The sequence below is a fragment of the Gammaproteobacteria bacterium genome, from assembly GCA_016765075.1.
Classification (GTDB): Bacteria; Pseudomonadota; Gammaproteobacteria.
Map to the genome: position 1 here is coordinate 1 of JAESQP010000018.1, position 25,019 is coordinate 25,019.

Annotated in this window: 20 protein-coding genes, 1 tRNA gene and 1 pseudogene; 1 reads left to right on the plus strand and 21 read right to left on the minus strand. The window is 44.8% G+C overall.

Features of this window, described 5'->3' with window-relative positions; translation table 11 throughout:
• The 21 genes and pseudogenes from JKY90_01015 to JKY90_01115 all read right to left on the minus strand — a co-directional run.
• Positions 1-660, minus strand: a 660-nt coding sequence (locus tag JKY90_01015; GenBank protein ID MBL4850851.1) for a hypothetical protein, incomplete at its 3' end; no start/stop codon positions are given.
• 107 nt (positions 661-767) lie between these two features.
• The gene (locus JKY90_01020; GenBank protein MBL4850852.1) at positions 768-1,409 is read right to left on the minus strand and encodes a response regulator transcription factor; all 642 of its coding nucleotides are present in this window, start codon (positions 1,407-1,409) and stop codon (positions 768-770) included.
• 6 nt (positions 1,410-1,415) lie between these two features.
• Positions 1,416-2,345 carry an HlyD family type I secretion periplasmic adaptor subunit gene (locus JKY90_01025; protein ID MBL4850853.1) on the minus strand — a complete coding sequence of 310 codons (930 nt, stop codon included), beginning with the start codon at positions 2,343-2,345 and terminating at the stop codon, positions 1,416-1,418.
• Complete coding sequence (locus JKY90_01030; GenBank protein MBL4850854.1) at positions 2,296-2,760, minus strand: hypothetical protein; 465 nt, start codon at positions 2,758-2,760, stop codon at positions 2,296-2,298. Before JKY90_01030 ends, JKY90_01025 begins: the two co-directional genes overlap by 50 nt.
• A complete protein-coding gene (locus JKY90_01035; protein ID MBL4850855.1) occupies positions 2,750-4,921 on the minus strand; it encodes a type I secretion system permease/ATPase in 2,172 nt (723 codons plus the stop codon). The genes JKY90_01030 and JKY90_01035 overlap by 11 nt, the downstream gene beginning before the upstream one ends.
• On the minus strand, positions 4,918-5,754 hold the full coding sequence (locus JKY90_01040) for an EAL domain-containing protein (protein ID MBL4850856.1): 837 nt from the start codon (positions 5,752-5,754) through the stop codon (positions 4,918-4,920). Before JKY90_01040 ends, JKY90_01035 begins: the two co-directional genes overlap by 4 nt.
• A 23-nt stretch (positions 5,755-5,777) precedes the next feature.
• On the minus strand, positions 5,778-6,848 hold the full coding sequence (locus tag JKY90_01045) for a diguanylate cyclase (protein MBL4850857.1): 1,071 nt from the start codon (positions 6,846-6,848) through the stop codon (positions 5,778-5,780).
• Complete coding sequence (locus JKY90_01050) at positions 6,845-7,543, minus strand: transglutaminase-like cysteine peptidase (GenBank protein MBL4850858.1); 699 nt, start codon at positions 7,541-7,543, stop codon at positions 6,845-6,847. The genes JKY90_01045 and JKY90_01050 overlap by 4 nt, the downstream gene beginning before the upstream one ends.
• 69 nt (positions 7,544-7,612) lie before the next feature.
• Positions 7,613-9,856 carry a TolC family outer membrane protein gene (locus JKY90_01055; GenBank protein ID MBL4850859.1) on the minus strand — a complete coding sequence of 748 codons (2,244 nt, stop codon included), beginning with the start codon at positions 9,854-9,856 and terminating at the stop codon, positions 7,613-7,615.
• Positions 9,857-10,183: 327 nt separating this feature from the next.
• Entirely contained in the window at positions 10,184-10,966 is a 783-nt protein-coding gene (locus JKY90_01060) for a hypothetical protein (protein MBL4850860.1), read from the minus strand.
• Between the two features lie 43 nt (positions 10,967-11,009).
• The gene (locus tag JKY90_01065; protein MBL4850861.1) at positions 11,010-11,522 is read right to left on the minus strand and encodes a hypothetical protein; all 513 of its coding nucleotides are present in this window, start codon (positions 11,520-11,522) and stop codon (positions 11,010-11,012) included.
• The gene (locus tag JKY90_01070; GenBank protein MBL4850862.1) at positions 11,519-12,097 is read right to left on the minus strand and encodes a hypothetical protein; all 579 of its coding nucleotides are present in this window, start codon (positions 12,095-12,097) and stop codon (positions 11,519-11,521) included. Before JKY90_01070 ends, JKY90_01065 begins: the two co-directional genes overlap by 4 nt.
• Positions 12,098-12,159: 62 nt before the next feature.
• Complete coding sequence (locus tag JKY90_01075; GenBank protein MBL4850863.1) at positions 12,160-12,723, minus strand: hypothetical protein; 564 nt, start codon at positions 12,721-12,723, stop codon at positions 12,160-12,162.
• A gap of 170 nt (positions 12,724-12,893) precedes the next feature.
• Positions 12,894-15,209, minus strand: coding sequence for a hypothetical protein (locus tag JKY90_01080; protein MBL4850864.1), 2,316 nt, complete (start codon positions 15,207-15,209; stop codon positions 12,894-12,896).
• 308 nt (positions 15,210-15,517) lie between these two features.
• A tRNA-Ser gene (locus JKY90_01085) sits at positions 15,518-15,610 on the minus strand.
• A 135-nt stretch (positions 15,611-15,745) separates the two neighbouring features.
• Positions 15,746-15,961: a carbon storage regulator CsrA gene (gene csrA, locus JKY90_01090; GenBank protein MBL4850865.1), complete on the minus strand. Its 216-nt coding sequence runs from the start codon at positions 15,959-15,961 to the stop codon at positions 15,746-15,748.
• 159 nt (positions 15,962-16,120) lie between these two features.
• A complete protein-coding gene (locus JKY90_01095; protein MBL4850866.1) occupies positions 16,121-17,332 on the minus strand; it encodes an aspartate kinase in 1,212 nt (403 codons plus the stop codon).
• Positions 17,333-17,450: 118 nt separating this feature from the next.
• The gene (gene alaS, locus JKY90_01100) at positions 17,451-20,069 is read right to left on the minus strand and encodes an alanine--tRNA ligase (protein MBL4850867.1); all 2,619 of its coding nucleotides are present in this window, start codon (positions 20,067-20,069) and stop codon (positions 17,451-17,453) included.
• A 52-nt stretch (positions 20,070-20,121) separates the two neighbouring features.
• On the minus strand, positions 20,122-20,532 hold the full coding sequence (locus tag JKY90_01105) for a regulatory protein RecX (GenBank protein ID MBL4850868.1): 411 nt from the start codon (positions 20,530-20,532) through the stop codon (positions 20,122-20,124).
• A gap of 122 nt (positions 20,533-20,654) precedes the next feature.
• On the minus strand, positions 20,655-21,689 hold the full coding sequence (recA, locus tag JKY90_01110; protein ID MBL4850869.1) for a recombinase RecA: 1,035 nt from the start codon (positions 21,687-21,689) through the stop codon (positions 20,655-20,657).
• Positions 21,690-21,953: 264 nt separating this feature from the next.
• Positions 21,954-22,122 (minus strand): annotated as a pseudogene (locus JKY90_01115) (transposase).
• Between the two features lie 326 nt (positions 22,123-22,448).
• Here JKY90_01115 and JKY90_01120 point away from each other — a divergent pair.
• Positions 22,449-24,728, plus strand: coding sequence for a nitric-oxide reductase large subunit (locus JKY90_01120; GenBank protein ID MBL4850870.1), 2,280 nt, complete (start codon positions 22,449-22,451; stop codon positions 24,726-24,728).
• Positions 24,729-25,019 lie beyond the last annotated feature (291 nt).

Consider the following 25,019-nt stretch of genomic DNA (forward strand, 5'->3'; position numbering starts at 1 on the left):
CGCTCTTCCGATCTCCGTTTGTACGTCGCCACCCACACTGCCGCTAATGGCTATCATCTGACCCGCTTCGGCCGCGTTAATAATGTCGTCTGCCGTGATCTCGCTATCCAGCGTGATGCTCGCCACCGGACCGGATGGCGGTACAAGAATATTTACTTGATTACCGTTAACATCAAAGGCTGGTAATTCATCTGCACCAATAATGTCTTCAAAATCGGTAAATTCTCGGCCAAAGCTAAATGGAGTACCATCAGTATCGACAATGCCTTCCCTTCCTTCGCGATCGTAAATCGATGTTTGACCAAGCGCATTTGCTTCATCTTGATTTTGTTTGCCTAGAGCAGGCGCTTCAATGTTGGCAAGATCAATGCCATCTACGATAGATTGCTGTAAAGCGATCACTTGATCGACCTGGGCATCATCAAAGACACCTAAATCATATGAAACTGTCTCGTCGAGCAAGATTTCGGCTTTTTCACCTATCTCAAGCTCTCGGCCACTGTTAAATAAAATAACGACATCGGTACCAATACCGGTTATCAACACATCACCGTCGTGAACAATATCGCCGATATTAACAATTTTGATAATGCCTTCAGCGCTACGAACCTCGGCGCTGCCGCTTAACTCGGTGATAATTCCAATATTTTTAGTTGCCATAACGTGAACCTATTAATAAGTAGGCTAAGAATAAGGGTAAAAAATAATTTTGTGTATCGTACTAAGGTACTAGGTAAAAATACGATGAATGTCTTTTTAATGAGAAATCAGGGTGCGCCGACTTTATCTTCTTGTCTGAAATGGAATTGATTGAGATAAATTACTAGTGCGACACGGTCTTTTACCTGTAATTTTTCAAAAACATGAGTGAGGTGAGACTTTACAGTACGTTCGACAATACCGAGTTGCTGCGCAATGGCTTTATTACTATTACCATCGGCCACGGCAAACGAAATTTCTTTTTCACGCGATGTCAGTTGATTTAAAGCACTGAAAGCGGATGATCGGTTTAAACTCTTGCGTGCAACATCAAGTGCTTTAGCTAGCAATGAGGGGGGGTACCAGGTTTGATCATTTTCCAATAATCGCTGCAACTGTTTATAGTAGGGTTCTGCCATAAAACTATTGCAATAAGCCTTTACACCATAATGCGCATAATTGAGCATTGCCTCAACATTAGGCACGTCAGCAGTAACTGCTATCGCGACAGGTGTTGATTGCGCAAATACACCAACCCAACCCGCAAGTTGATTGACATAAGAGGGCGCATGAATTATCTGTAACTTGCCGTTATCAATATTCGGTTTGAGTAAACGCGAGCGTATAGTGACCTGATCGCCAAACACACTTTTAATGTGGCGATTAAACGAATTTGATTGAGAGCATACTAGGGTCTGTTGATATTTCATTTTTATCTAGTTTACTGCCGCCTTATTCAAGCCCCGATAAATTGGCTTTAATAAATATTCAAGGATAGATTTTTTAGCAGTGATGATATCGGCTTCACTGGTCATCCCTACCTTAATTGGTAACGGCGACGACTCACTGCCGACATAAGGTCTATCAGGCACAATTTTTGCCACATAATAACTTGCACCATCTTCATCTGTAATGGTATCGGCGCTAATAAGACTCACTTTACCTTCAATACTGCCATGAATAGCAAAGTCATAGGCTGAGAATTTGATTCTCGCCTTTTGACCAACGTCGATATAAGCAATGTCCGCAGGCTTTATTTGAACTTCGACCACCAAGGCATCACCACTGGGTATAATTTCAAGTACATCACTGCCTGGTGACACGACGCCACCAATGCTATGGGTATATAAACGTTGCACGACACCATCCACAGGTGAGCGTAGTGTCGTTCGCCGTACCCTGTCTTGCAATGCTGCCTGCGCTTCAGCCAAACGTGAGATTTCCGCAGAAATTTGATTGAGTTCTAATTTTGCCTTATTACGAAAATCAAGTTTATTCTGCCTCAAGGTGCGCTGCGATTCTTTTGCTGTAGAGCGAATCCGAGGAATAGAAATACCAACCGTTTCTAACTCACCTTCTAGTTCAGCTTCGCGTTGCTGTAGTTGTAAAAAATCGATTTCGCTAATAATTCGCCGTTGCATTAATGGCTCTTTAATTGTTATTTCCTTTCTAACCAAATTAAGCGATTTTCGTAACTGACGCTGTTTTGACTGTGCCTCTTCCAAGGTAATATTATGTTGATTTATTTGTTCTTGATAGATGCTGAGTGTTTCACCCAGCTGCTGCTTGTTGCTATTAAAGAGGCTTTCCTCAGCATTAAGCAAAGACGGTGCTACTTCCCTTAGCCTCATCTCGCACGAATTCATCACCTGATGCCTCCGCTTGCAGGCGCGCACTTTTTGCCTTTAGCTCGTAATAAATCAAGCGATTCTCTTCAAATGATCCCGAGAATGCGATATCACTAATCTTGATCAAAGATTGGCCTGCGCTGACAATATCCCCCTCCCGAACCAAAATTTCAGAAATAATGCCCCCTTCCAGGCTTTGTACGAGCTGTACCTGGTTCGCTGGCACAACTTTGCCATTGCTGCGTATAACAACATCAATCTGCGCCCAATTCATCCAGGCTATAGCCGTACCAATTAAAGCAGCAATGAGGAATATGATCATCATCAAATAGCGTGGCGAACGCTGTATTACCGCAGCAGACAGGCTACGCATATAAGCAATATCCTGGTCATTACGATGTGCATTAGCCGTGCTCTTGGAATCAAAGGTCACTTTGACCACCTTTAAGTGCTGCTAGCACTTTATCTTTTGGGCCATCCATAACGATACGGCCATCTTCAACAACGATAATCCGCTCTACCAAAGCAAGCATTGGTGCTTTATGCGTAACAAGTATCAATGTCTTGTCTCGTGTGTAATCCATTAAGCGTTTTCTTATGGCTGTTTCGGTGGTGTTATCCATACTGTTCGTCGGCTCATCAAGCACTAGAATAGGCTCATCAAGCAACAAAGCCCGACCTAGCGCAATCGATTGACGTTGACCGCCTGACAAGCAAATACCTTGTTCGCCGACGGGTGTATCAAACCCCATAGGTAGCTTATTAACGAATTGATCAACACCCGAAATTGCGGCAACTTCCAACAAACGATCGTCATTAATATGCAGGTCTTTAAATGCAAGATTGTCACGTATACTGCCACGCATTAGCTCAACATCTTGTGACAGATAACCAATGTGATGGCGCAAGTCTGCCGGATCGATTTGGTTAATATCAATACCGTCTATTGAGATAGATCCGTCTGTTGGCGCATAAAGTCCCACTATTAATTTGGTAATGCTAGTCTTGCCCGAGCCGACACGACCAATGATACCGACATGTTCTTTTGGTTTAATTTTTAAGCTAATATCGGCGAGAGATGCGCGCTGCGCTTCAGGGTAAGAAAAGTTAACATGTTGAAAATCAATGGCACCCTCAAATGCTGGGCGACGAACAAATTTTTTATTTGCTGGTCGCTCAACACCTTTATTCATTAACTCATTAAGCGAATTATAGGCGGTTCGTGTTTGTTGAAAATTAGTAATCAGACTAGCTATCTGGCTCATTGGGGAGACTGCACGTGATGACAGCATGACTACGGCGATCAAGCCACCAAGAGAAAGCTGCGAATCACTGATTTGATAAACACCAAAAATAATCAAGCCAATCGTATTAGTCTGCACCAGCAGATTGGTCGTCACTGTAATTGAACCTGACAATAAACGTGCTCGCATTGATTTTCGAGCAATTTGGCCTGTCGACTCTTCCCATACCCATTGCGAGTGATGAGAGGCACCCAATGTCTTAATTGTTTGAATTGAACTTAGCGTTTCAATCAAATGCGCATTTTTATTGGCTGATGCTTCAAAGGTGCTTTCTATACTATCACGCAGTGGTTTAACCAATATTGCGCTGTAGATTAATAGCACCGCAATAATTACCAGCGGTATAGCAACCATGGGGCCACCGATATACCAGATGATTAATAAAAATATGACCGCAAATGGCAAATCAATAAGTATCGCTATCGTTGAAGAAGTAAAGAAATTACGGATGCTCTCAAAATCACGCAAATTATTGGCAAAGGCACCCACGCTATTTGGCCACTGATCCATACGCAAGTTCAGCACTTGCTCAAACAAAATAGACGACATAATGATGTCGCTTTTTTTGCCGGCAATTTCAAGCAAATAATTACGAATAAATCGCATTAACGCATCAAAAATATAGATAATCAAAATACCTATAGCTAATACCCATAACGTTTCCAATGCATTATTAGGTACGACACGATCGTAAACATTCATGGTAAACAGCGGCGTCGCAATGACAAACAAGTTAGCTACTGCAGAGGCAAGAAGAACACTGAAAAATATCTCTTTTGAATGTGCTAACGTTCCCCAGAACCAGTGACTGTCTCTGGCATTAATTAAACGTACTGAACGATTACGCTGGGTGAATTCTTGTTTTAAGAGGAAAGCAAAGCCCGTATGTTCTTGCTTTAAGCGTTCGATGTCTATCCACTCTTCGCCATCACCTACTTCGGGGAAGATAACCTTCGCCTGCCCTTTTGCATAATCAATACTCTCGAGAATGCAAGCATTACGATCTTTTAATACCAAGATACAGGGCAGCAATAAATCAGATAATTCTGATAACTCTCTTTTAATCAATTTAGAGGCAAAACCAGCACGTTTTGCTACGCGTGAAAATAGTCCTTTTGAACTGCCAATTGAAAACATTTCAGGTCCAGCTGCACCAGGTTCAACGGGCAGCCCTGATATCAGGGCATCGACAGAAACCGGACGATGAAACTGCTTTGCAAAAATAACTAAACACTCCAGCAATGGATCATGCTGAGGGGTACTGTGTAGCTTTACACTGGCTTCACTCATAATAAATCTTGTGGCTCTGCAAGAAAATACCCTTGCATCACATCAACACCTAATTCAAGCAAATGATCATGACTTTTTTGCGAGCTCACTCCAACAGCAATAAGCTGAATATCCAGTGTCGTGACAAGGGTGCGAAGCGCTTGATAAGCATTCAACATGCCTGGCTGTGTTAAATCAATCAGCATGTTTGCATTAACCTTGATATAACTTGGACGAATCGATTGTAAAATATCTAATGATTCCTTTAAATTAAAATTATCAATACCAAATTGATGACCAAGCGCACGTAGACGATCGGCCGCTTGCATGCACATTAACGGATGTTGATTAAATATTGCGTGGCTTGTCTCCAGACAAAGATTACCTGGCGATGCAGAAAATTTTGTCAATAAATTGGAGAATTCTTGGGAAATATGACAATGACTATCGAAAAATGGCGCGGTTAAATTGAGTGCAACCGGAATATTTTTTTCCATATTAGCAGCATGCACTAATAACTTAAATACAGCCCTATCGATTTCCAAACCAAAACCAAGCGCCAAAGCCATTGGCATAAACATGCCCGCAGGAATCGTTTCATTATGTTCATTCTTTAATCGAACAAAGACTTCCTTCTGAACTATGCTGCCTTTTCTGTCTAGTGCTGGCTGGCTTGCCAAGTAAAAATGTCCATTCTCGAGTGCATTCACCAGGCAAGCGCGCCATTGCATTTTACCTTGTGGTAAATGCATATCTGAGCGCACAGTTTCGACAATTGAGTAGGGGCTTTTTGCAGATGCCTGGGTGAGTGAAAAATCAGCATCCGCCAGGATTTCACCTACCACTCTATTCATTTGTAGGCGCGTTACACTAGCCGCTAGTGACACTCGATTATCATCAGACCATTCTTGACTTTTTCTCTAAAATCGTCAAAACACGCTTCAATACGTCCTGTCACCACATCGGGCTCTATGCATACCAGCAGCGCAAATTCATACTCGCTAAGACGAGCACACTTTTCATCTGCATCTGCAATACAATGTTCATTCAACAAATCCGCAACCAGACAGATAATGATATCTGCCACATCATATCCTTTTCTGTTACGTAATACGTCAACCCCACTCAGCTTAATCATTACTATGCTGGCGTAGTTTGTTGTATCTTCCGGCAGGCTATGTTCCAGCTGGTTGACAATATATTTATGATTGCCTAAACCCGTAAGACTATCAACATATAATAGGTCTTGGTATCTGGACAAAGTATTCTGCTGGGCAGAAAAGATGCTTTGCACCTTGGCAATCATACGATTCATCGCTTCGACAACACGACGCAATTCCGGGGTTGATGGCAATTTTTTTTGCTGAATAAATTGGTTTGTATGAATCGCGTCTGCTTGCTGTCTTATGCTCTCTAGCGGTGCCATCAATTTATGTAGCAAAAACCAAAGCAATATCATTCCAATAAGAAATAATGCTATCGCCCATAGTATGGTCATTTTTAAACTTTGATATAAACTTGCATAAGTGAAACCCGGGTGAACGGTAATCGATAGCTGGCCTACTAACATCCACCCTTGTTGAATCTGACTTGTTCCCGTTGCCTCACGTAACGGTACCAGAGAAATAAACCAATCCGGCACTTCACGAAGTGCAAGTTTTTGTTCTTTTTTATGGATAACGTCGCCGTTAGAATCCGTCAATTGAATGCGAGTATAGTATCCACTATCGAAAACGCTATTAAATAGTGTTTCAAGCGATGCAATATCGCTACTGGTGTCGCTATTTGAAATACTGATACCCAGAGTCGTCGCCATATCTTGCGCTGTTGTTTGTAACTGCCCTGTTAAAAACTCACTGGATCTACGAAAATCACCAATGATCGTTACAATCACTAGCAACAAAAACACTAAAGAGACTAATAAGGCTACCTGCTTAAACAAAGTCATGAGTCTACCTTGCCTATATTAGTAAGTAGTTGCTCCCATTTACTATTTTTTACCTTGTCGGTGGGTAGTGCCCGCCCCAAACCTGCTGATGCATTAGTTAAGAACAACGATTTAGCATTAAAGCTATACACGGGAAGTAAATCGGTTCGCTTGTCCGCTGACATAATACGCAATTCGTAATTATCTAAAACCAATGGGATACCTTGTGGTGTTTCAAAATAGCTCAACACCATATGCGCCACATTTTCTCTGGTCGCCTTAACATAAGTCAAATAAAGTTGTTCGTCCTTGACACCTAAGGCGCGCAAGGCAAAGTATTTTGAAATAACATAGTCTTCACAGTCACCTTGGTGGAGGCCGATAAATTCTTCCGGCGTTGCCCAATAATCGTTAACGCCCCATAGCTCTATATCGCCCTTATAATAAAAGGCATTAAAAAAACGATTAACTTCTATCAGTTTTTTGGAGACTGGCTTTTCATTCAACCTCTCAAGCAATACATTCAACGCAATACCGCGATTTTTCGCTTCATTATTGTATTTATTGAGCAAACGTTCTAACAGTAGGTTATCAGCGAACGGTTTCGCATTCTGTTGTGAAGGGAATAGCGCCATAAACAAGAAAAATAGAATTACGCTGGTACTACGAGCACCCGATTTGTAACTTCCACGCAATCCATTTGCTTGCCAAAACATTAGCTACTCTAAGGCACTATTCCATAGTGCCTGACTGATTTGTATTAAATACAGTGAAAAATATCTCTGCTATTTTTCTTCTTGCCAAAGCCCTGAGGTTTCGCGGAAGTGAAATTCTCCACGTCGATTAATCGCACGGCCTGACTCTGTCATGTTATCGGCCAATGGCTTATTTTCACCAATACCATTTGCTTTTATTCTTTTGGCATCTATGCCGTGCTCAATAAGCAATCCTTGTAAAGCATCGGCACGTCTTTTTGAAAGCGCTAAATTATAGCGACTAGAGCCTACATCATCGGTATGTGCAAATATCCAAATTTCGGAATTTGAGGATTTATGCAGAGCAGCAATAATTGAATCAACTTTATTCTCGGATGCATCTGTTAATGCTGTTTCATTGTAGAGAAAGTTCACAAACTGCGTTTCTGATAAATCTATTCCCTCAATCGAAACTACCTGCAAATACACAGTCGCTGTTGAAGAATCACCACTACTATCAGATACGGTATAAGTAAATTGATCGTCACCAATATAACCTTCATCAGGGCGATAAATTAGATTGTTGTTAGTATCCGATGCTAATCTCCCATTATCAGGTTGGGAATAGCGCTGAATATGCAGACTATCACCCTCTGCATCCTTATCGTTACTCAGTAGGTCTTCCTGTGCAATCGTCAAAATAGTATCTTGCACCAGATTAAACTTATCGTCTGTGAGTACAGGCAACGTATTTAGCTTTTTAAGCATGGCACTATTTTCGTCTTTGAGAGAAAATGCTCTGTAACCACCATCGACTGCTGATACATCAAAGGATTGGTATTGCTCAAAGTCAATTTCAGGCTGATTACGGCAACCGAACCCATCCACTGTGTCATCTCTAATTGTGTTGTCACAATGGTCAGTAGGATTAACAACAGCGTCTGCGTCGTAATCATTATTGTAAGGCAAAACATCTTCGCCTCTGGCTTGGATACGAGAAACCTGCAAATCTTGATCAGCAATTTTCGCATCAAGGTTCAAAGACTCAAACAAACTACCCAGGGCTTCGTGAATACGGTAACGTGCAGCGAGATAATCAAAATAGGCTTCTGTATGTCTATTTTGGGCGCCATTTAGTTCATTTTCTGCATCGAGAACATTAATCAAATCACGCTGACCAATAAAAAATTCCTCCCGATACGAACTTAAAGTGGCTTCAGATTTTTCAACATGCTCTTGCAAAAAAGCAAGCTGCTTGCTGAGGGACTTGTCTGCCGCCCAAGACAATCGCAGTGCATTAATCACTTGTCTGCGCACTCGCGTAGCAAACTGTTCGCGCTCATGTATTACACTAATCTTCTGTCTTTGCGCCGCGCGATCAGCACCGCCACGATAAAGGTTGTAATTAAGGTTAAGCACCAAACTAAGTTCATCAGTACTGCCATCTAACCCATTGATATCTTCACCAATTTCTTGTGCCAAACGTAAATCGATAGTGGGTTTATTTTTACTGCGTGAGCGGCGATAATCTGCTTGTGCAGCTTGTATATTATAGTTAGCTACTTGCAGTGCAGGATGATTGCTTAATGCACGTGTGGTTAAGTCTTCAATGCTTAAACCTGGGTGTGCAGGCAAAACAGGCTCGATTAATGTCGATGGATCAACATATCGCCCAGCGACTTGATGGAACTGTGTCGCCGCATCTTGTAAATTGTTTTGCTGTGCAATTAAGCTGGCATGCGCGCTGGCGACACGACCCTCTGTTTGTTCCAATTGTGATCGACGACCCACTCCCGAAAGGCTTCTGACTTGAATCTGCTCAAGAATAGCTTCATGAGAATTAACATTCTTAATGGCAAGTTCATACAAACGTTGTTGTTTAAGTACTTCTAAATAGGCCTGTGTCGCATCTAATCCAATATTATCCGCCGCATCATATATCTCAAATAATGATGCATTAATTCTCGCCTCTGTTTGGCTAACTTGATATTTAGTATCAGAACCGTTATAGAGATTTTGAGTCACTGACAGCTCGGCACGAGAACTTTCATAATCGATTGAATTCGGCCCTGTTACGGGTGATTCGCCTTTAAATGAACCAAAAGATGCCTCTAAGTCAACGCGGGGTTTCCAACCACTTTTGGCAATTTCCTTATCCTCAATATTTTGACGGAAGAGATGGACTTGCTCACGCACGTTAGGGTGAGCGCTAATAGTATCTGCAACAAAACTCGACAATTCTGCGCCATAGCTATTACTCACGCCGAATATTGCCAGCACTAAAAAACTGATATTGACAACAGATCTATTTAATAAGGGACAGGCTAGTCGCATTCAATTTCTCACTTTAATATTTAACACTTTAATTATTTAACGGTGGCAATAATCAATGCACAGCCATACCTTATGTAGTTACTGCACATTTTAACGGCAGCCAAGCACCTTAATTTAGTCTATACGCAACGAAACTGCATACCTTATACCAAAACCCGAGAAAATCTGAAAGATGTATGATGATTCAAAGACGTGCTCAGCTCTGACGTGGCATGACATGACGTGCGTCCATTATTCTTGCCGTTAGATAAGTAGTCCACGCAATTAATTTTTTTGCCTCGGGTGGCTTGATGGTTGATATATCATATGGCGTTCATAACTGGACTATTAACCCGGCTTGTACAGAGCTTCCCTAACATTAAAGGTTTCGTTAATCTTAAAAGTTTTACCACCTATTTCAATTTTCCCTTTCAGTTTGAGAGGGTAGTTAAATTTAATCTTTTCTTTTGGTGTATCAGCTTGGTTTGGTGCAAGCAACACTTCTTCTGTGCGCCCAGGCAACACTGGAAAAGAAGAGACAAGTAAATCATAACGCTTGCCTTTTGCATCTGTTGCAACGACACTGCCAAAAGCGCGGCCGTAAGTAACTCCTTTGTTATAAAATTTCAGGGTAGGCAATAAAAGATTATTAGCCTGTTTTTTACCCATGCCAAGGTATTCAACATCTGCTTTTACATCGCCAATATTGAGATAGACAATGACGGCGTAGCGACCAACAACCGGGAATTTTATATTTTGATCTTTACCTATACCTACCGTCAATTTTTCATCCGGCTCAATCAGGATGGCAAATTTACATAGACCTGGCTTAGCATCTTTAGCCGTATGAATCTCAAAACGGTATTTTTTTTGTGCACCGGAACGAACTTGTATTGATTTTCGTTCTAGCCGTACCCAAGGTCGGCAGCTATTTTCGACTAATTTATCCTCTATAAAATCAACGCCCTGTTGCTCATTAAGGCGCCAGTCTGCGGTGCGAATATTGTAGTTAGCAGCTATATCAGCGGTATTTAAAATGGTGATGACTTCTTTCACAATCTTGCCGGGCTTTGTTTTCAGCTCGAATTTTGGTGGGGAAATACCCGCACTAAAGCCTGCTGCCAGTAGCACAGTCGGATGCAGTAACATACTGGCAAGCAATAATTGTGCAAGTCTACGGTATAATTTCAATTTCATAATCGGGTTCCAGCGTAAAGTTATCGGGTACGTCACCATTTTCAATCGACAGGATAAAATCAAAGACGTCACTGGTTATTGCCTGATCGATAATGCCGTCAAAAACCAGCGTGCTTTGTCCGGGTCTCACGCTGCCGGAGAGGAAGTTTCCACGTGTGCGCCAGCTCAGCTGTATATTGCTAGGGCTATGAGTACCGCTTTCAGTGATGGGCAGGCTAAGAAATATTCTACCAGCCTGGCCTATAAAGTCTCTGGTGTTGAGTCGTATATCGACATTGGGCAGTCTACCGGTAAGCGGCGGTAGCGCAGAAGGTTGCCCGTTGAGCATAGCGCTAATGGCTTGGTTAATATCCTGCGGGCTCCATTTTAGATCCAGCGAATAAGTTTGCTGGGGAGATAGCGAATCATCCAGCACAATACGCTGTTGCGCAAAGGCAGGCAGGGTAAGCATCTGCAATAGTGCGGCAAGAATGTAGTAACGGATAGTCATAATTCTGTAATGGTGTAGATCACCCGGCCGGTGTAGGTTCCAGATCGGTAGACCTGATCATTGGCATAGCTAAAAGTCAGAAAATCAATAACGCCACGCCCTCTTGGAAAGTTAAAATTGAATTGTTGCCAAAGCTGGTTAGCGGTGTCATTAAAGCTACCGGCATTAAGATTTCCATCACGGGTGGTCCAACTGATGTCGGAAAATGGTAAGGTATCACCCGCACCATTAGTCAGCGGGATTGACGAATTTATAGTGACCCGAAAATTGGCTTGACCACCACCACTAAAGGCCAACACGGCAACTGGCATAACGGGTGTTCCGCTAATTGGCGTGCCATCGCCAGGTTGAACACCTGCTGGAAAAGCGAAACTGATTTCGTCAATCAGCCCGATCGGTGACCCTAACAATCCCAGCACACCAAATTGGCCATGACCAATTTGGATATAAACAAAGGGATTAGTAATACCGACCTGAACCTGAATAGCGCGTGCCTGTGCCGGCAGCAGCATGACGCCCAAAATGACGGCCAAAATGACTCGGGGTAAAACAAGCAGTGTGCGTAGGTAAGCCATAAAAAATAAAATCCTGGTAGAGCAATATTAAAACATATTGTCCTACCGGGATGGGAGGCTTCTTAAAGTACGGTGACGGTATACGTTACCGTGCCGTCATACGTGCCAGCCGGGTATACCGTGGTGTTATCGTAAGTATAAGTCCATGTGTCAGACAGGCTCAAGGTACCAATCGCCACCGGGCCAACCGTTGCGCCAAAATCCGGTACTGTGATTGCGCCGGTATCTGTTGCAGTAATATCAGCAAAAGGCAGGCTATCAGCACCGCTGGTTAAGTTGCCGCCTGTCGCAGCAATGCTGACGTTGGCTGCATTGGTGATCAGATTAACGGTAAGCGCACCATCAGTACCATCACCCGTACCACCGGTTGCTGAAAAAAGGCCGCCAGAGCCTGGTTGTGTGCCTGGGGGAGGGACGCCCAGATCAAAGTCAACCCGGTCAACCGTTGCGCCTGCTGACCCAATCTGAAAGAACAGAAAGTTAGGAATAGTAATCCGAAAATCCAGGTTCGCTTCAGCCGTGGTACCCATACCACCAAAATTCAGTTGTGAGTCAGCCGTGGCCATTTGAGGCATCACTACTGCTGCTGCCAACATGGAAGTAGCAAAAAAATGTTTAAATTTCATATGTTTATCCCGGTCAATAAGGCTTCTACTGCATCCTTGCCGGTAACATATCTCATGAATCCCTTGAGATAAGGGTAAATCCCTTGAAAAAGGGTTCTTACAACTAGCGGCAAGGGGAGCGTAAATCTTTAGCCCTATTTTTCACCGGGACGGGGAGACTATGAAGGTTATTACTGATCTAACCGGATTAATGGGAAATTAATTTCTGTCGTTTTCCGCAAGCCTACTTCAACTTGTCTCGGCGAATCATCTGCCAGCCCCCAGGGCAACGGTAAATTCTCAAGTGCCAGTCGGACATGATGGCGACCTGTTGCTACCGGCCAAAATTCAAAGCGTCCCTGATTATTTGTCCTAACTTCATGGCGCCCGTCAAGTAACAGCACCTCACCTTGGACTAATTCTTCTCCCGCCTGCTGGATACCATCACGATTTTCATCGTAGAAAACAACACCACGAATAGTGCCTGTACCCGAGCTGGCATTGCCTTGCCCAAAAATAGGATAGCGCTGCCCAGCGGTTTTGCCATACCCTAACGTCAACCATAGGGTATTTGATTGCACATCATCAAGGGTGTTTGGTTGTACATCATCAAAGGGGTTAAAGAAATTATTGCTGTTGACCATGGCCTGGTTAAAATTCGCCGACATATTGATGTGCCAGCGTGGTGTAATTTGCCAACGTGTGTTGATATTTACATTAGCGCTACTTTGTCCACCCAGTTGCTCACTATCGCTGCGTGTCAGGGATAAGTTGGTGCCCCAGGAAAGATTGCCCAGGATATCTTGCTGGTATAACAAACTCACCGTGTATAGCTGTAATTCATCTCTTACGGAATTTTCGTTTTCTACTGAAAACTGTGTTGTAACACGATAGGCCTGTGGCGTGTTCCAATCATGGCTCAAACGCAAGCGATTACTTTCACGGCTGTTTGTTGAAGTTTCACTATCGAGATCATTGGTAAATAACTCAAAACGGCTGGTGCCAAACGCAAAACGATAAAAAAGAAAGCCATTGACTTGCCAACTATTCTGTTGATCATTTACTGCTGATGTAGATGTGAATTTGCGTTGTGAATAATTACTGGCTATACCGAGGGTAAGTCTGCGACTGGCTCGATAAGAGCTATTAAAGTGAACTGTGTGATTTTCACTCGAAGCCGGTGCATTATTGTCAATGCCAGTTTCAAAGAAATCATAACCGGTCGAGAAACTGTTTCTGAAACTCTGTTTATCAAAGCGTAAATACAAGCCTAACTGATCGTTGGCAATATCAACATCCGTCCACAGCAGATCAGGTGCGATATAAAACGCGCCATAACGTAAATTCATACTTGAACTCAGTTGCCGCCTGTTGTCGTTCCAGACACCAAAATTCGCATTATCATCAGCCAAAAAACGCAGTTCATAGGCCTGGGTGTTGTCTGGCGACACATATTTTCCTGCCAACAACACACTGCTGTGGTCAACCACCTCATCATGCCCTTGCAAAGTAACCAATTGTCCACCGAGAGCCAGGGAGTATGTGAGTTGTTGTTGATAAGAGGCGCCGGTTAAGGTGCCGCCATCCTCTTCAAATTGCTGTGATGCCACGCCTTCATAAGAGCCGGTTGCACCCGCAAAGGCCTGTATTTTCCTGATACTATCGGACAAATCAGTGCTATAACCCAGTAGCAGCGATGTCGGCAAGCGAAATCGGAAGCCCCCGTGTAGCAGAGAACCTGCAAAACTTCGTTGATGACCCAATGTGTTGCTCAGCAACCAATTGCCGAAGAGGGGCATATCGATCTGACGTAATGTCACCAGCCCACCACTTCCCTCACGGTTGCTAAAATTGCTGCTACTCTGGCTAAAATCACTCAGCGACAGCTCCACATCCAGCTCACCATAGTGCAAGGTTTCCCTGCGATAATTAACATAGAGACCTTGCTCTGTCTCATCACCAAGGAAATCATCCTGATCACTATAGTAACGATACTCTACTGCCAGAGACCGCCTGCCGAGAAGTTGAGCTTCTTCTTGTCTGGCGGATTCAATGGTTGTTAAATCACTTTCCGTTATATATTGATCGAGGTATATTTCTGGCGTTGCTTCAGTTGATGTCTGCGCTGTGTCTGCTGGCTGCGGTTCGTCTGTTGCTGTTTTTTGCCAAATATAGTCAGGTAATTTAAGTACTGTTCCAACAGGAGTGTTATTTATTCGTCTATTGTCAAACACTTGAGGGTTTAGCCTGATGACATCCTCAATAAAAATCTGTTCAGCACCAGGCTGCTGCCGGAAAAATAATTTCGCCAGGGTGAGTATATTTTCACCCGGCATCAATTTGATAACACCACTTATTTGGGCTTGTTGAATACGTTCGGAAACATCATTTACTAACTGGCTTTGCTGGTCAGTTTGCGGCGTATTGTCCGCGTGCAACAGTATTGGCGCTGCTACAAGTAGTAACGCCAATAGATACAAAATAATATTTTTCAGTTGCAGCACCATCAATGCTTAGTCTGTGATTACAGCTCTGCTATAACTTCAGCGTATATTGACTATGAGCTGACACTAGTGTCCTGTCACAGAGTGCTTTAAGAATAGACGGCACAATTGAGTACTAATATTTTCAAGGATGGCGGAGAGAGAGGGGTTGCTCATGCACTGTGTGCATTCGCCCTGCGAGCCAGCCTGACGCTGTTCTCTCGCATCTAACGATGCCCGAGTCGAACCCTGATTTAATTTATTACATCGAGGGTTCGAATGTGGCTCTTCTATCAGGTATAAAAAATAAGCATAGCGCTCATTTTTAAATATGGCGGAGAGAGAGGGATTCGAACCCTCGATAGAGCTATAAACCCTATACTCCCTTAGCAGGGGAGCGCCTTCAGCCGCTCGGCCATCTCTCCTAATAACAGCGCGCTGTTTGACGCAACCGATTATAACATCAGCCATAGATCAGTTGTCAGATTCGATAGTACCGCTACATCTGCCTCAGCCAAATACTTCTTAGTAAATGACAAATATGCAGACGACGGTGCCTATCACGAACTCATGACCCTCGCTTCGTCCTCTTCGGCACCTAGCGCTTGTTCTTTTTCATCCTGAATGCGATCATAAATTTCTTCACGGTGCACAGACACTTCTTTCGGTGCATTGACACCAATACGCACCTGATTTCCCCTTACCCCGAGCACAGTGATCGTTATATCATCACCAATGATCAGCGATTCGCCAACACGTCGCGTTAAAATTAACATGGATAATCCTCCCCATTCCTATTTCCTATTTCCTCAATCAAATAGGGCTATTCCTGATGATTCATCCCTGTCCTTTTGCCTATCCTTATCTCGGCTATCATACGTTATCGGCAAGGTTCACCCAAACTCAATAATTTAACAGGGGCACTTCAAAACAGCCTACTCCAACTCAAACTCCTTATGTAGTGCTCGTACTGCCAGCTCTAAATCTTTCTCATCTATCACCACTGATATCTTAATTTCCGATGTCGATATCATATGGATATTAATACTCTGCTTTGCCAATACTTCAAAAGTTTTGCTGGCAATACCAGCATGTGAGCGCATACCCACGCCCACCAGTGATACTTTTACAATCGAGGCATCACCTTTAACCTCACGCGCGCCCAATTTGTCGCCTATGCTGCGCAATATCTCCATCGCCTTATCGTAATCATTACGATGCACCGTAAAGGTAAAATCAGTAGCACCATCGGCACCAACGTTTTGGATAATCATATCCACTTCAATACCCGCCTCTGCAACAGGTCCGAGAATGCCATAGGCAATACCAGGCTGGTCTGGCACCCCTTGCACGGTAACCTGAGCTTCATCACGATTAAAGGCAACACCTGATATCAGTGCTTGTTCCATTGCTTCGCATTCTCCGGTAATTAGCGTGCCCTTACCCTCTTTAAATGAAGATAAAACACGTAGCGGAACATTATATTTGCTGGCAAACTCTACCGAGCGTGGCTGTAAAACCTTAGCGCCTAAGCTCGCCATTTCCAGCATTTCTTCATAAGTCAGTCGCTCCATTCGACGCGCAGCGGACACGACTCGCGGATCCGTGGTGTACACACCATCGACATCCGTATAAATCTGACACTCATCCGCTTTTAAAACTGCAGCTAACGCAACCGCTGTCGTATCGGAACCACCACGACCTAGTGTGGTAATATTTCCCTCGGCATCAACACCCTGAAAACCAGCCACCACAACTACCTTGTCATTATCCAAGTCACGCTGCAATCCCGTCGTATTAATATCCATAATACGTGCCTTATTATGCATCGCATCGGTCAAGATACGTACTTGAGCGCCCGTATAAGAACGCGCCTCAAGCCCACGCTGCTGCAACGCCATAGACAGTAATGCGCTAGTGGCTTGCTCACCAGTAGCTAACAAAACATCCAGTTCGCGAGGATTCGGCTGATCAGCAATCTCTCTTGCAAGGCCGATCAAACGATTAGTTTCACCGCTCATGGCAGATACGACGACAACGACCTTGTCGCCTGATTGTCTAGCCAGCAACACCTTGTCGGCTATAACGTTAATACGCTCTGTATTAGCGACAGAAGTGCCGCCATATTTTTGCACAACGAGTGCCATGTAGAGTAACCAATATTGGCTCTAGCTTCAGTAGCATTTTCAACTAAAGCCATAAAACCTGTAAAAAAGCCCGTCATTAGACGCTAAATTAGACCAAATTGGAAGAATTACCACGAATCTAAAGTTTAGATGTAACCCAATCTGGCACTAAGGCCAAGGCATTATCGAGCTGACCGGGATTGTTGCCGCCCGCTTGTGCCATATCAGGCCGACCACCGCCTTTGCCACCCACTTTTTCTGCCACGACATTAATCAGTTGATTGGCGGGCAATTGTTCTATTAAACCTTTCGTCACTCCGGCAACTAGTTTCACTTTGCCACCATCGACTGCGGCTAATATCACCGCAGCAGGTGCGAGCTGATCTTTCAGTCGGTCAACGGTATCGCGCAACGATTTTGCATCAGCACCATCAACACGGGCTGCTAACAACTTGATTCCACTAATAGTTATTGCTTGGTCGGCCAAGTTGGCACTCGCCTGCGCGGATAATTTCTGGCGCAATTGATCAATAATTTTTTCGGTTTCACGTTGCTTATTAACTAACTGTTTTATCTTTCCTGGTAAATTTGATCGATCGGACTTAACCAAACTGGCTGCTTCATCAACAACCGTTTCCAGGCGATCAAGCCAAGCCAAGGCCTGGCTGCCACACACGGCTTCAATACGCCGTACGCCAGAGGCAACACCTGCCTCACTGGTGATTTTTATTAAGCCAATATCGCCCGTTCGTGCAACATGGGTGCCGCCGCATAGCTCAACCGAAAAATCGCCAAAACGAAGCACGCGAACAATATCACCATATTTTTCGCCGAACAAAGCCATAGCGCCTTTTGCCATCGCTTCTTTCATCGGCAACACAGCAACATCCGCTGCTGTGTTGCCAAGAACTTGTATATTAACCATTTTTTCTACGGTCTCTAATTCTTGTTTGCTAACAGGCTGCGAATGCGAGAAATCAAAACGTAGCCTTTCTGCCTCCACTAAAGAGCCTTTTTGCTCAACATGCTCACCCAGCACCTGGCGTAGGGCCGCATGTAAGAGATGTGTCGCAGAATGATGGCGCATCGTATCAATGCGACGTTCTGCATCAACATGGCTATTGACCTTATCACCTACTCGCACTACACCATCGACGACTTTGCCAACATGGCCGTATGCCTTACCAGCAGACAATTTTTGCGTGTCTTCTACGGTAAAATGGTTTTGTGCGCCCTGGCCAATAGCAATTTTCCCTCGATCGCCAGCCTGACCACCTGACTCAGCGTAAAACGGGGTTTGATCGAGCACAACGATACCGCTTTCACCCGCTGTCAATTCACGTATTGGCTCGCCTTCTTTAAACAAGGCAACCACTTCTGCATTTGCAGCTAAATTATCATAGCCAATAAATGTCGTGCGAACATCGTCAGCTATTTTGACTGATTGGTCGGCAGCAAAATGACTTGCCGCTCTAGCACGTTGGCGCTGCGCATCCATATTTTTATCAAAGCCTGCCATATCCAAGCTGAGTTGACAGGACTGGGCATAATCTGCTGTTAAATCGACGGGGAAACCGTAGGTATCATAGAGCTTAAACACCACATCCCCCGCGATAACGCTGCCCTGGGCGCGAGCACGACCTGCTTCATCACTGAGTATCTTCATACCTTGCTCTAAAGTCTCAGCAAAGCGTTCTTCTTCCTGCGCTAAAACCGTACGTATTGTTATTTGCTTATCACGTAACTCTGGATAGGCATCACCCATCACATCAGACAGCGGCGCAACCAGACGACTAAAAAAAGATTGCTTCTGACCCAGCTCATAACCATGGCGAATGGCGCGACGAATAATACGGCGCAGCACATAACCGCGCCCTTCATTCGACGGCAAAATGCCGTCAGCAACCAAAAATGCACAAGAACGAATATGATCGGCAATCACGCGATGAGAAGGTTTATCGGCTTTATGTGTGCCAGTGACATCGGCCGTTGCGGAAAGCAATGTTTTAAATAAATCGATATTGTAATTGTCATGCGTACCTTGCATCACGGCCGCAATACGCTCCAACCCCATACCGGTATCCACCGAAGGCTTGGGTAGGTTAGATAAACTACCGTCATCTGCACGGTCATACTGCATGAAGACAAGATTCCATATCTCGACAAAACGATCGCCGTCTTCATCAGGGCTGCCCGGTGGGCCACCCGCAAGGTGATCACCATGGTCATAAAAAATTTCACTGCACGGGCCACAAGGCCCGGTAACACCCATTGACCAGAAATTATCTTTTGCGCCAATGCGACGAAAATGCGCTTCAGCAATGCCAATCTTTTTTAACCAGAGTTCTGCTGCCTCATCATCATCTTCAAAGACGGTAACCCATAGACGATCGGTATCAATTGCAAGTTCTTTGGTCAAAAAATCCCAAGCAAAATCGATGGCTTCTTCTTTGAAGTAGTCGCCAAAACTGAAATTGCCGAGCATTTCGAAAAAGGTGTGATGGCGCGAGGTAAAACCGACATTCTCCAAATCATTATGCTTGCCACCTGCGCGCACGCAGCGCTGGGAACTTACCGCACGATGGTGAGTACGTTGTTCACGACCGAGAAAGACTTCCTTGAACGGTACCATGCCTGCATTGGTGAATAACAAGGTAGGGTCATTCACTGGAACGAGTGAGCTACTCGGCACGATCTCATGATCTTGCTGTTTGAAATAATCAAGAAAACCATTTCTCAATTCATTGGTACTGCGCATAACCAACCTTTCGCTAAACGTACAAACTCACACTAATCCACATAGGAGAAAATCAGCTGTCAGCCTCTCCCGCCATTGCATAACGTATATGTTCGTGGCCAAAACCACGCTGCTGTAAAAACCGCATTTGCTTGGCCTTATCTTTAAAGTCCTTTGGCAACTCTTCACCAAAACGTCGCGCCCGTGCCTGTAGCGCAAGATCGATCCACTCATCAAATGACCCAAGCGCTATTGCTACTTCATCTGCCGTAACCTGTTTCGCCAATAGTGCTTGTTCAATATGGCGAGGACCATAACCGCGCTGTACCCGTGAGCGCACATATGCCTCAGCAAAACGGGAATCACTAATTAGGTTTTCTTGCTGAAATAAAGCAATAATGTGCTCAATTCGCCCTTTATCAAACCCACGTTGGCTAAGCTTTTGATGCACTTCCGCGACAGCATGCTCGCGTCGTGCCAGCATTCGCACAATACAATCACGGATTTTACTATCAGGGTCGGTCATTACGGATAAAGCACTGCTTTGTGGCGCACTATTCACACAGTGAAAATCCTTTATGCCCCAACCATAACTCGGCTTAACGCTTAAATTTCGGCCAGCTCTTCATCATCTTTCTTGCTTGCTACTGCTTTAGGCAATAAAGCTTCACGAATTCTGGCATCAATTTCATTGGCCATCTCAGGATGTTCTTTTAGGTAATTACGTGAATTATCTTTACCTTGACCAATACGTTCTTTGCCATAGCTATACCAGGCACCGGCTTTTTCTACGATGCCCTGCTTAACGCCCATATCAATGAGTTCACCTTCACGTGATACGCCTTCACCATAAAGAATATCGAATTGAGCTTGTTTAAATGGCGGCGCGACTTTGTTCTTGACCACTTTAACGCGGGTTTCATTACCAACAACTTCGTCACCGCGCTTAATGGCACCGATACGACGAATATCAAGCCGAACCGACGCATAGAATTTCAGTGCATTACCACCAGTAGTGGTCTCAGGATTACCAAACATAACGCCAATCTTCATACGTAACTGGTTAATGAAAACCACCAGGGTGTTGGAACGCTTAATATTCCCCGTCAGCTTACGTAAGGCTTGTGACATTAAACGCGCCTGCAAACCCATATGACTGTCGCCCATATCACCTTCTATTTCCGCCTTGGGTGTTAATGCAGCAACCGAGTCAATAACGATAATATCAATGGCACTGGAACGCACCAGCATATCGGTAATTTCCAGCGCTTGTTCACCTGTGTCCGGCTGCGAAACCAATAAATTATCAACATCAACGCCGAGCTTGGCTGCGTAGGTTATATCTAACGCATGTTCAGCATCAATAAACGCGGCCGTACCACCGAGTTTTTGCGCTTCTGCAACGACTTGCAATGCCAGTGTCGTCTTACCAGAAGATTCTGGGCCATAGATTTCAACTACACGGCCGCGCGGCAAACCGCCTATACCCAAAGCAATATCAAGACCAAGTGAGCCGGTAGAAATCGCTTCAATATCACGCGATGCAGTGGAATCACCCATACGCATAACAGAGCCTTTACCAAACTGCTTTTCAATTTGCCCTAATGCTGCTGACAGCGCTTTTTGTTTGTTGTCCATTATTTCACCTGATACCTAAATAAGCCAAAATTACTGTATTTGGGGATTATCCCACAAATCTACCACAGGTCACTAGGAGCCTGTCGGACTTGCGCCTGACAAGCACTTTTTAAAATGATTGTGTGTCCAGGCTGTTTCCTGGCCGTTGACGACCTCCAGAAAGGCCTGTTCGACCCCATGCAGGCCGCCTTTCGGCCCTTGTGTGCCGATTAAAATGGCAAATGACCCTCACAGTGCCATTCTCAGCACATTCATGCGCTTCACATTTCACGCCAGGGTCGCTAACGTCCATTCGCCCGCCACCTTGTCCAGACCTCGCATCGAGATGCTGCCGCAACCCCATCACCTGTTTGATAATGCCAAACACCGGTTCCACTATTTGCTTTCTCAATGCGTATAGGGCTCGCCCTGATTCGGTCTTCAGTTGGTGCTTCATCAGCGCTACCGGATCTTCCGTTATCGGCGCCGGACCGTCAGGGGCAAATCGGTCAAACACGGACAGATTTGCGTTTGGAGAAATTCGCCAGCGCACAAAACACTTTAGAATTTAGCCGCGCCTAAGGCTAAACACTTGACGCCTTCCGCTTGTAACTAACCAGTTAGACTGGTATGTACCTAAAGTTTAAGTAATGCTCACTAGTCAGCCTGATATCTGTCGACATGTGCTGCGGTTTTCGTTAGGCTGCTTACTACTAGGTGGTTCCGGTTAAGCAGTAGGCAACTAACCACTCAATACGCCAGTGCAGAGGGGTGGTGAGAATGGTGGAAACCTACAGAGCAACATTCACCATCAAGAGATTGTGGTGGGTTTTGGCGACCAGCATGGTCGTAATGTTTGCAATCTTGTTATACTTCGGCAAGGAAATATACCATAAAGCGCCACCGATTCCGGTCAGTTTCCAGTCTAGCAACGGTAGTATTCTATACACTGGCGAGAACATTCGACGCGGACAAAATGTTTGGCAATCCATCGGAGGTATGCAGCAAGGTTCAATATGGGGTCATGGAAGCTACCTAGCACCAGATTGGAGTGCCGACTGGCTGCATCGCGAAGCTGAGGCTCTATTGGCTGACTTAGTCAATGAGAACGCCCTGAACCTCAGTGCAGATAACGAATTACTCAAAGATATATATACCGTCGCGCTACAAAAACAAATGCGCGCAAACACCTATGTTGCCGATACCGGTATAGTTGTCGTTACACCCGCGCGTGCTAATGCCATCCGGCAAGTTGCAGCGCATTTTCAGGGGTTATTTGAGGGTCACGATGAGTTTTTAGATCTTCGTCGCGACTACGCTTTCCCCTTAAACACTTCGCTCGATAACAAAAATTCCCACGATTTATCCGCGTTTATTTTTTGGACCGCTTGGAGTGCTGTGACCGAGCGTCCCGGGCAGGAAATTTCTTATACCAGTAACTGGCCACATGAGCCTCTGGTGGGAAATGTTCCTTCCGCTGGCGTATTTCTGTGGAGTTTCGTGTCTATTGCGTTACTGTTGCTCGGAATAGGAGGGTTGGTGTGGTACTACGCGAAGCAATTCGATGACTGGCGTGACGACATGCAACCAGAGTCTGGGATCGCTAAGAAGGACAACCTGACGAGCGTTACAATCACCCCGTCCATGCAAGCTACCGCTAAATACTTCTGGGTAGTGGCTGTCATGTTTTTGATCCAAGTATTGCTGGGTATTATAACTGCGCACTATGCGGTTGAAGGACAAGGGCTCTTCAGCCTACCCTTGGCAGAATATTTGCCCTATGTTGTTACACGAACATGGCACACGCAGCTTGCTATACTTTGGATTGTAACCGCTTGGTTGGCGACAGGCTTGTATGTTGCACCTCTTCTTTCTGGCTACGAGCCTAAGTTTCAACGTTTCGGAGTTAACTTCCTCTTTGTAAGCCTACTTCTTATCGTGGTGGGTTCCTTTGCTGGGCAATGGTTTTCTGTACACGGCTTCTTCGAAAATTTAGGCCTTAGTTTCTGGTTTGGCCATCAAGGTTATGAATATGTTGATCTAGGACGTTTCTGGCAAATATACTTATTCATTGGGTTGTTGTTGTGGGTGGTATTGGTGCTGCGCGCGCTGTGGCCGGCATTGAAAGATAAAGCTTCCAACAATTTGGTCTTACTGATCGCGATCGCTGCGACTGCCATTGGTTTACTTTACGGTGTGGGTCTTCTTTGGGGGCAAGAGACGCATTTAAGCGTGATGAATTATTGGCGCTGGTGGGTCGTTCACTTATGGGTTGAAGGCATTTTCGAAGTGTTTGCCACGGCGATTATTTCAGTTCTATTTGTACGCATGGGATTGTTGAGAGCCTCAGTGGCCACCATCATGGTGCTGTTTGCGACGATTATATTCTTAGGTGGCGGCGTCTTAGGCACCTTTCATCACCTTTACTGGAGTGGCACGCCGACGGCAGTCATAGCGGTCGGGGCCACATTCTCGGCGCTTGAAGTTGTGCCTTTGATGGTGGTTGGGTTTGAAGCCTATAACCACGCCAAGCTGGAAAGACAGGCATTATGGACGAGTGCCTATCACTGGCCCTTTATGTTTTTTATGGCGGTACTTTTTTGGAATATGCTGGGTGCGGGAGTGTTTGGGTTTTTGCTTAATCCCCCCATTGCACTCTACTATATGCAAGGGCTTAACTTAACTGCCAACCATGCGCACGCTGCCTTGTTTGGTGTTTATGGCATGCTGGGTATTGGTTTGATGTTGTTTTGCATGCGCGGGTTGACAGACGTATCTCAGTGGAACCAAAAATACCTTAAAGTCACTTTTTGGTCGCTGAACATTGGTCTCGCAATGATGACATTTCTGTCATTGTTGCCCCAGGGGCTATGGCAAACCTACGCCAGCGTAAAATATTATTATGCGTTTGCACGATCAGCTGAGTTTATGCAGAGTCCAATTATGGAGGCACTGGTTTGGATGCGGGTACCCGGGGACATTGTCTTTACCGTAGGGGTGGTGGCCTTCGTAAGATTCATATTTCTCGCCTTCAGGAACAATAAGCCAAGCCACAAACCTTAGGCTTTGCAGAGCGTGAATATGAAACCGATTGTGTCGCTACCTCGTGATAGATTTTGTACTTCCCTGTACAAAATCGACTCGCCTATGACATGACTGGAAGGAATGAATACTTAATGAAACCTGAGGATTCTAAGTACGCGACAGCCTATATACCCCGACCATCCTGCGTCTGTGCCGCTTTGCCACACCATCGTAAACTCGTCGCTGGCTACGCAGCAATACCGCAATGACTCTACGCCAACTAACGCTATTTATTTTTTTCTCCATCACTCGCTATCGTTCCTAATTCCG

What these genes read in the sequence shown, in the direction of transcription:
- JKY90_01020 (MBL4850852.1), bottom strand. Translation starts at nt 1,409, where the DNA reads ATGAAATATCAACAGACCCTAGTATGCTCTCAATCAAATTCGTTTAAT.
- JKY90_01025 (MBL4850853.1), bottom strand. Translation starts at nt 2,345, where the DNA reads ATGAATTCGTGCGAGATGAGGCTAAGGGAAGTAGCACCGTCTTTGCTT.
- JKY90_01035 (MBL4850855.1), bottom strand. Translation starts at nt 4,921, where the DNA reads ATGAGTGAAGCCAGTGTAAAGCTACACAGTACCCCTCAGCATGATCCA.
- JKY90_01040 (MBL4850856.1), bottom strand. Translation starts at nt 5,754, where the DNA reads ATGAATAGAGTGGTAGGTGAAATCCTGGCGGATGCTGATTTTTCACTC.
- JKY90_01045 (MBL4850857.1), bottom strand. Translation starts at nt 6,848, where the DNA reads ATGACTTTGTTTAAGCAGGTAGCCTTATTAGTCTCTTTAGTGTTTTTG.
- JKY90_01050 (MBL4850858.1), bottom strand. Translation starts at nt 7,543, where the DNA reads ATGTTTTGGCAAGCAAATGGATTGCGTGGAAGTTACAAATCGGGTGCT.
- JKY90_01055 (MBL4850859.1), bottom strand. Translation starts at nt 9,856, where the DNA reads ATGCGACTAGCCTGTCCCTTATTAAATAGATCTGTTGTCAATATCAGT.
- JKY90_01065 (MBL4850861.1), bottom strand. Translation starts at nt 11,522, where the DNA reads ATGACTATCCGTTACTACATTCTTGCCGCACTATTGCAGATGCTTACC.
- JKY90_01070 (MBL4850862.1), bottom strand. Translation starts at nt 12,097, where the DNA reads ATGGCTTACCTACGCACACTGCTTGTTTTACCCCGAGTCATTTTGGCC.
- JKY90_01075 (MBL4850863.1), bottom strand. Translation starts at nt 12,723, where the DNA reads ATGAAATTTAAACATTTTTTTGCTACTTCCATGTTGGCAGCAGCAGTA.
- JKY90_01080 (MBL4850864.1), bottom strand. Translation starts at nt 15,209, where the DNA reads ATGGTGCTGCAACTGAAAAATATTATTTTGTATCTATTGGCGTTACTA.
- csrA (MBL4850865.1), bottom strand. Translation starts at nt 15,961, where the DNA reads ATGTTAATTTTAACGCGACGTGTTGGCGAATCGCTGATCATTGGTGAT.
- JKY90_01095 (MBL4850866.1), bottom strand. Translation starts at nt 17,332, where the DNA reads ATGGCACTCGTTGTGCAAAAATATGGCGGCACTTCTGTCGCTAATACA.
- alaS (MBL4850867.1), bottom strand. Translation starts at nt 20,069, where the DNA reads ATGCGCAGTACCAATGAATTGAGAAATGGTTTTCTTGATTATTTCAAA.
- JKY90_01105 (MBL4850868.1), bottom strand. Translation starts at nt 20,532, where the DNA reads ATGCTGGCACGACGCGAGCATGCTGTCGCGGAAGTGCATCAAAAGCTT.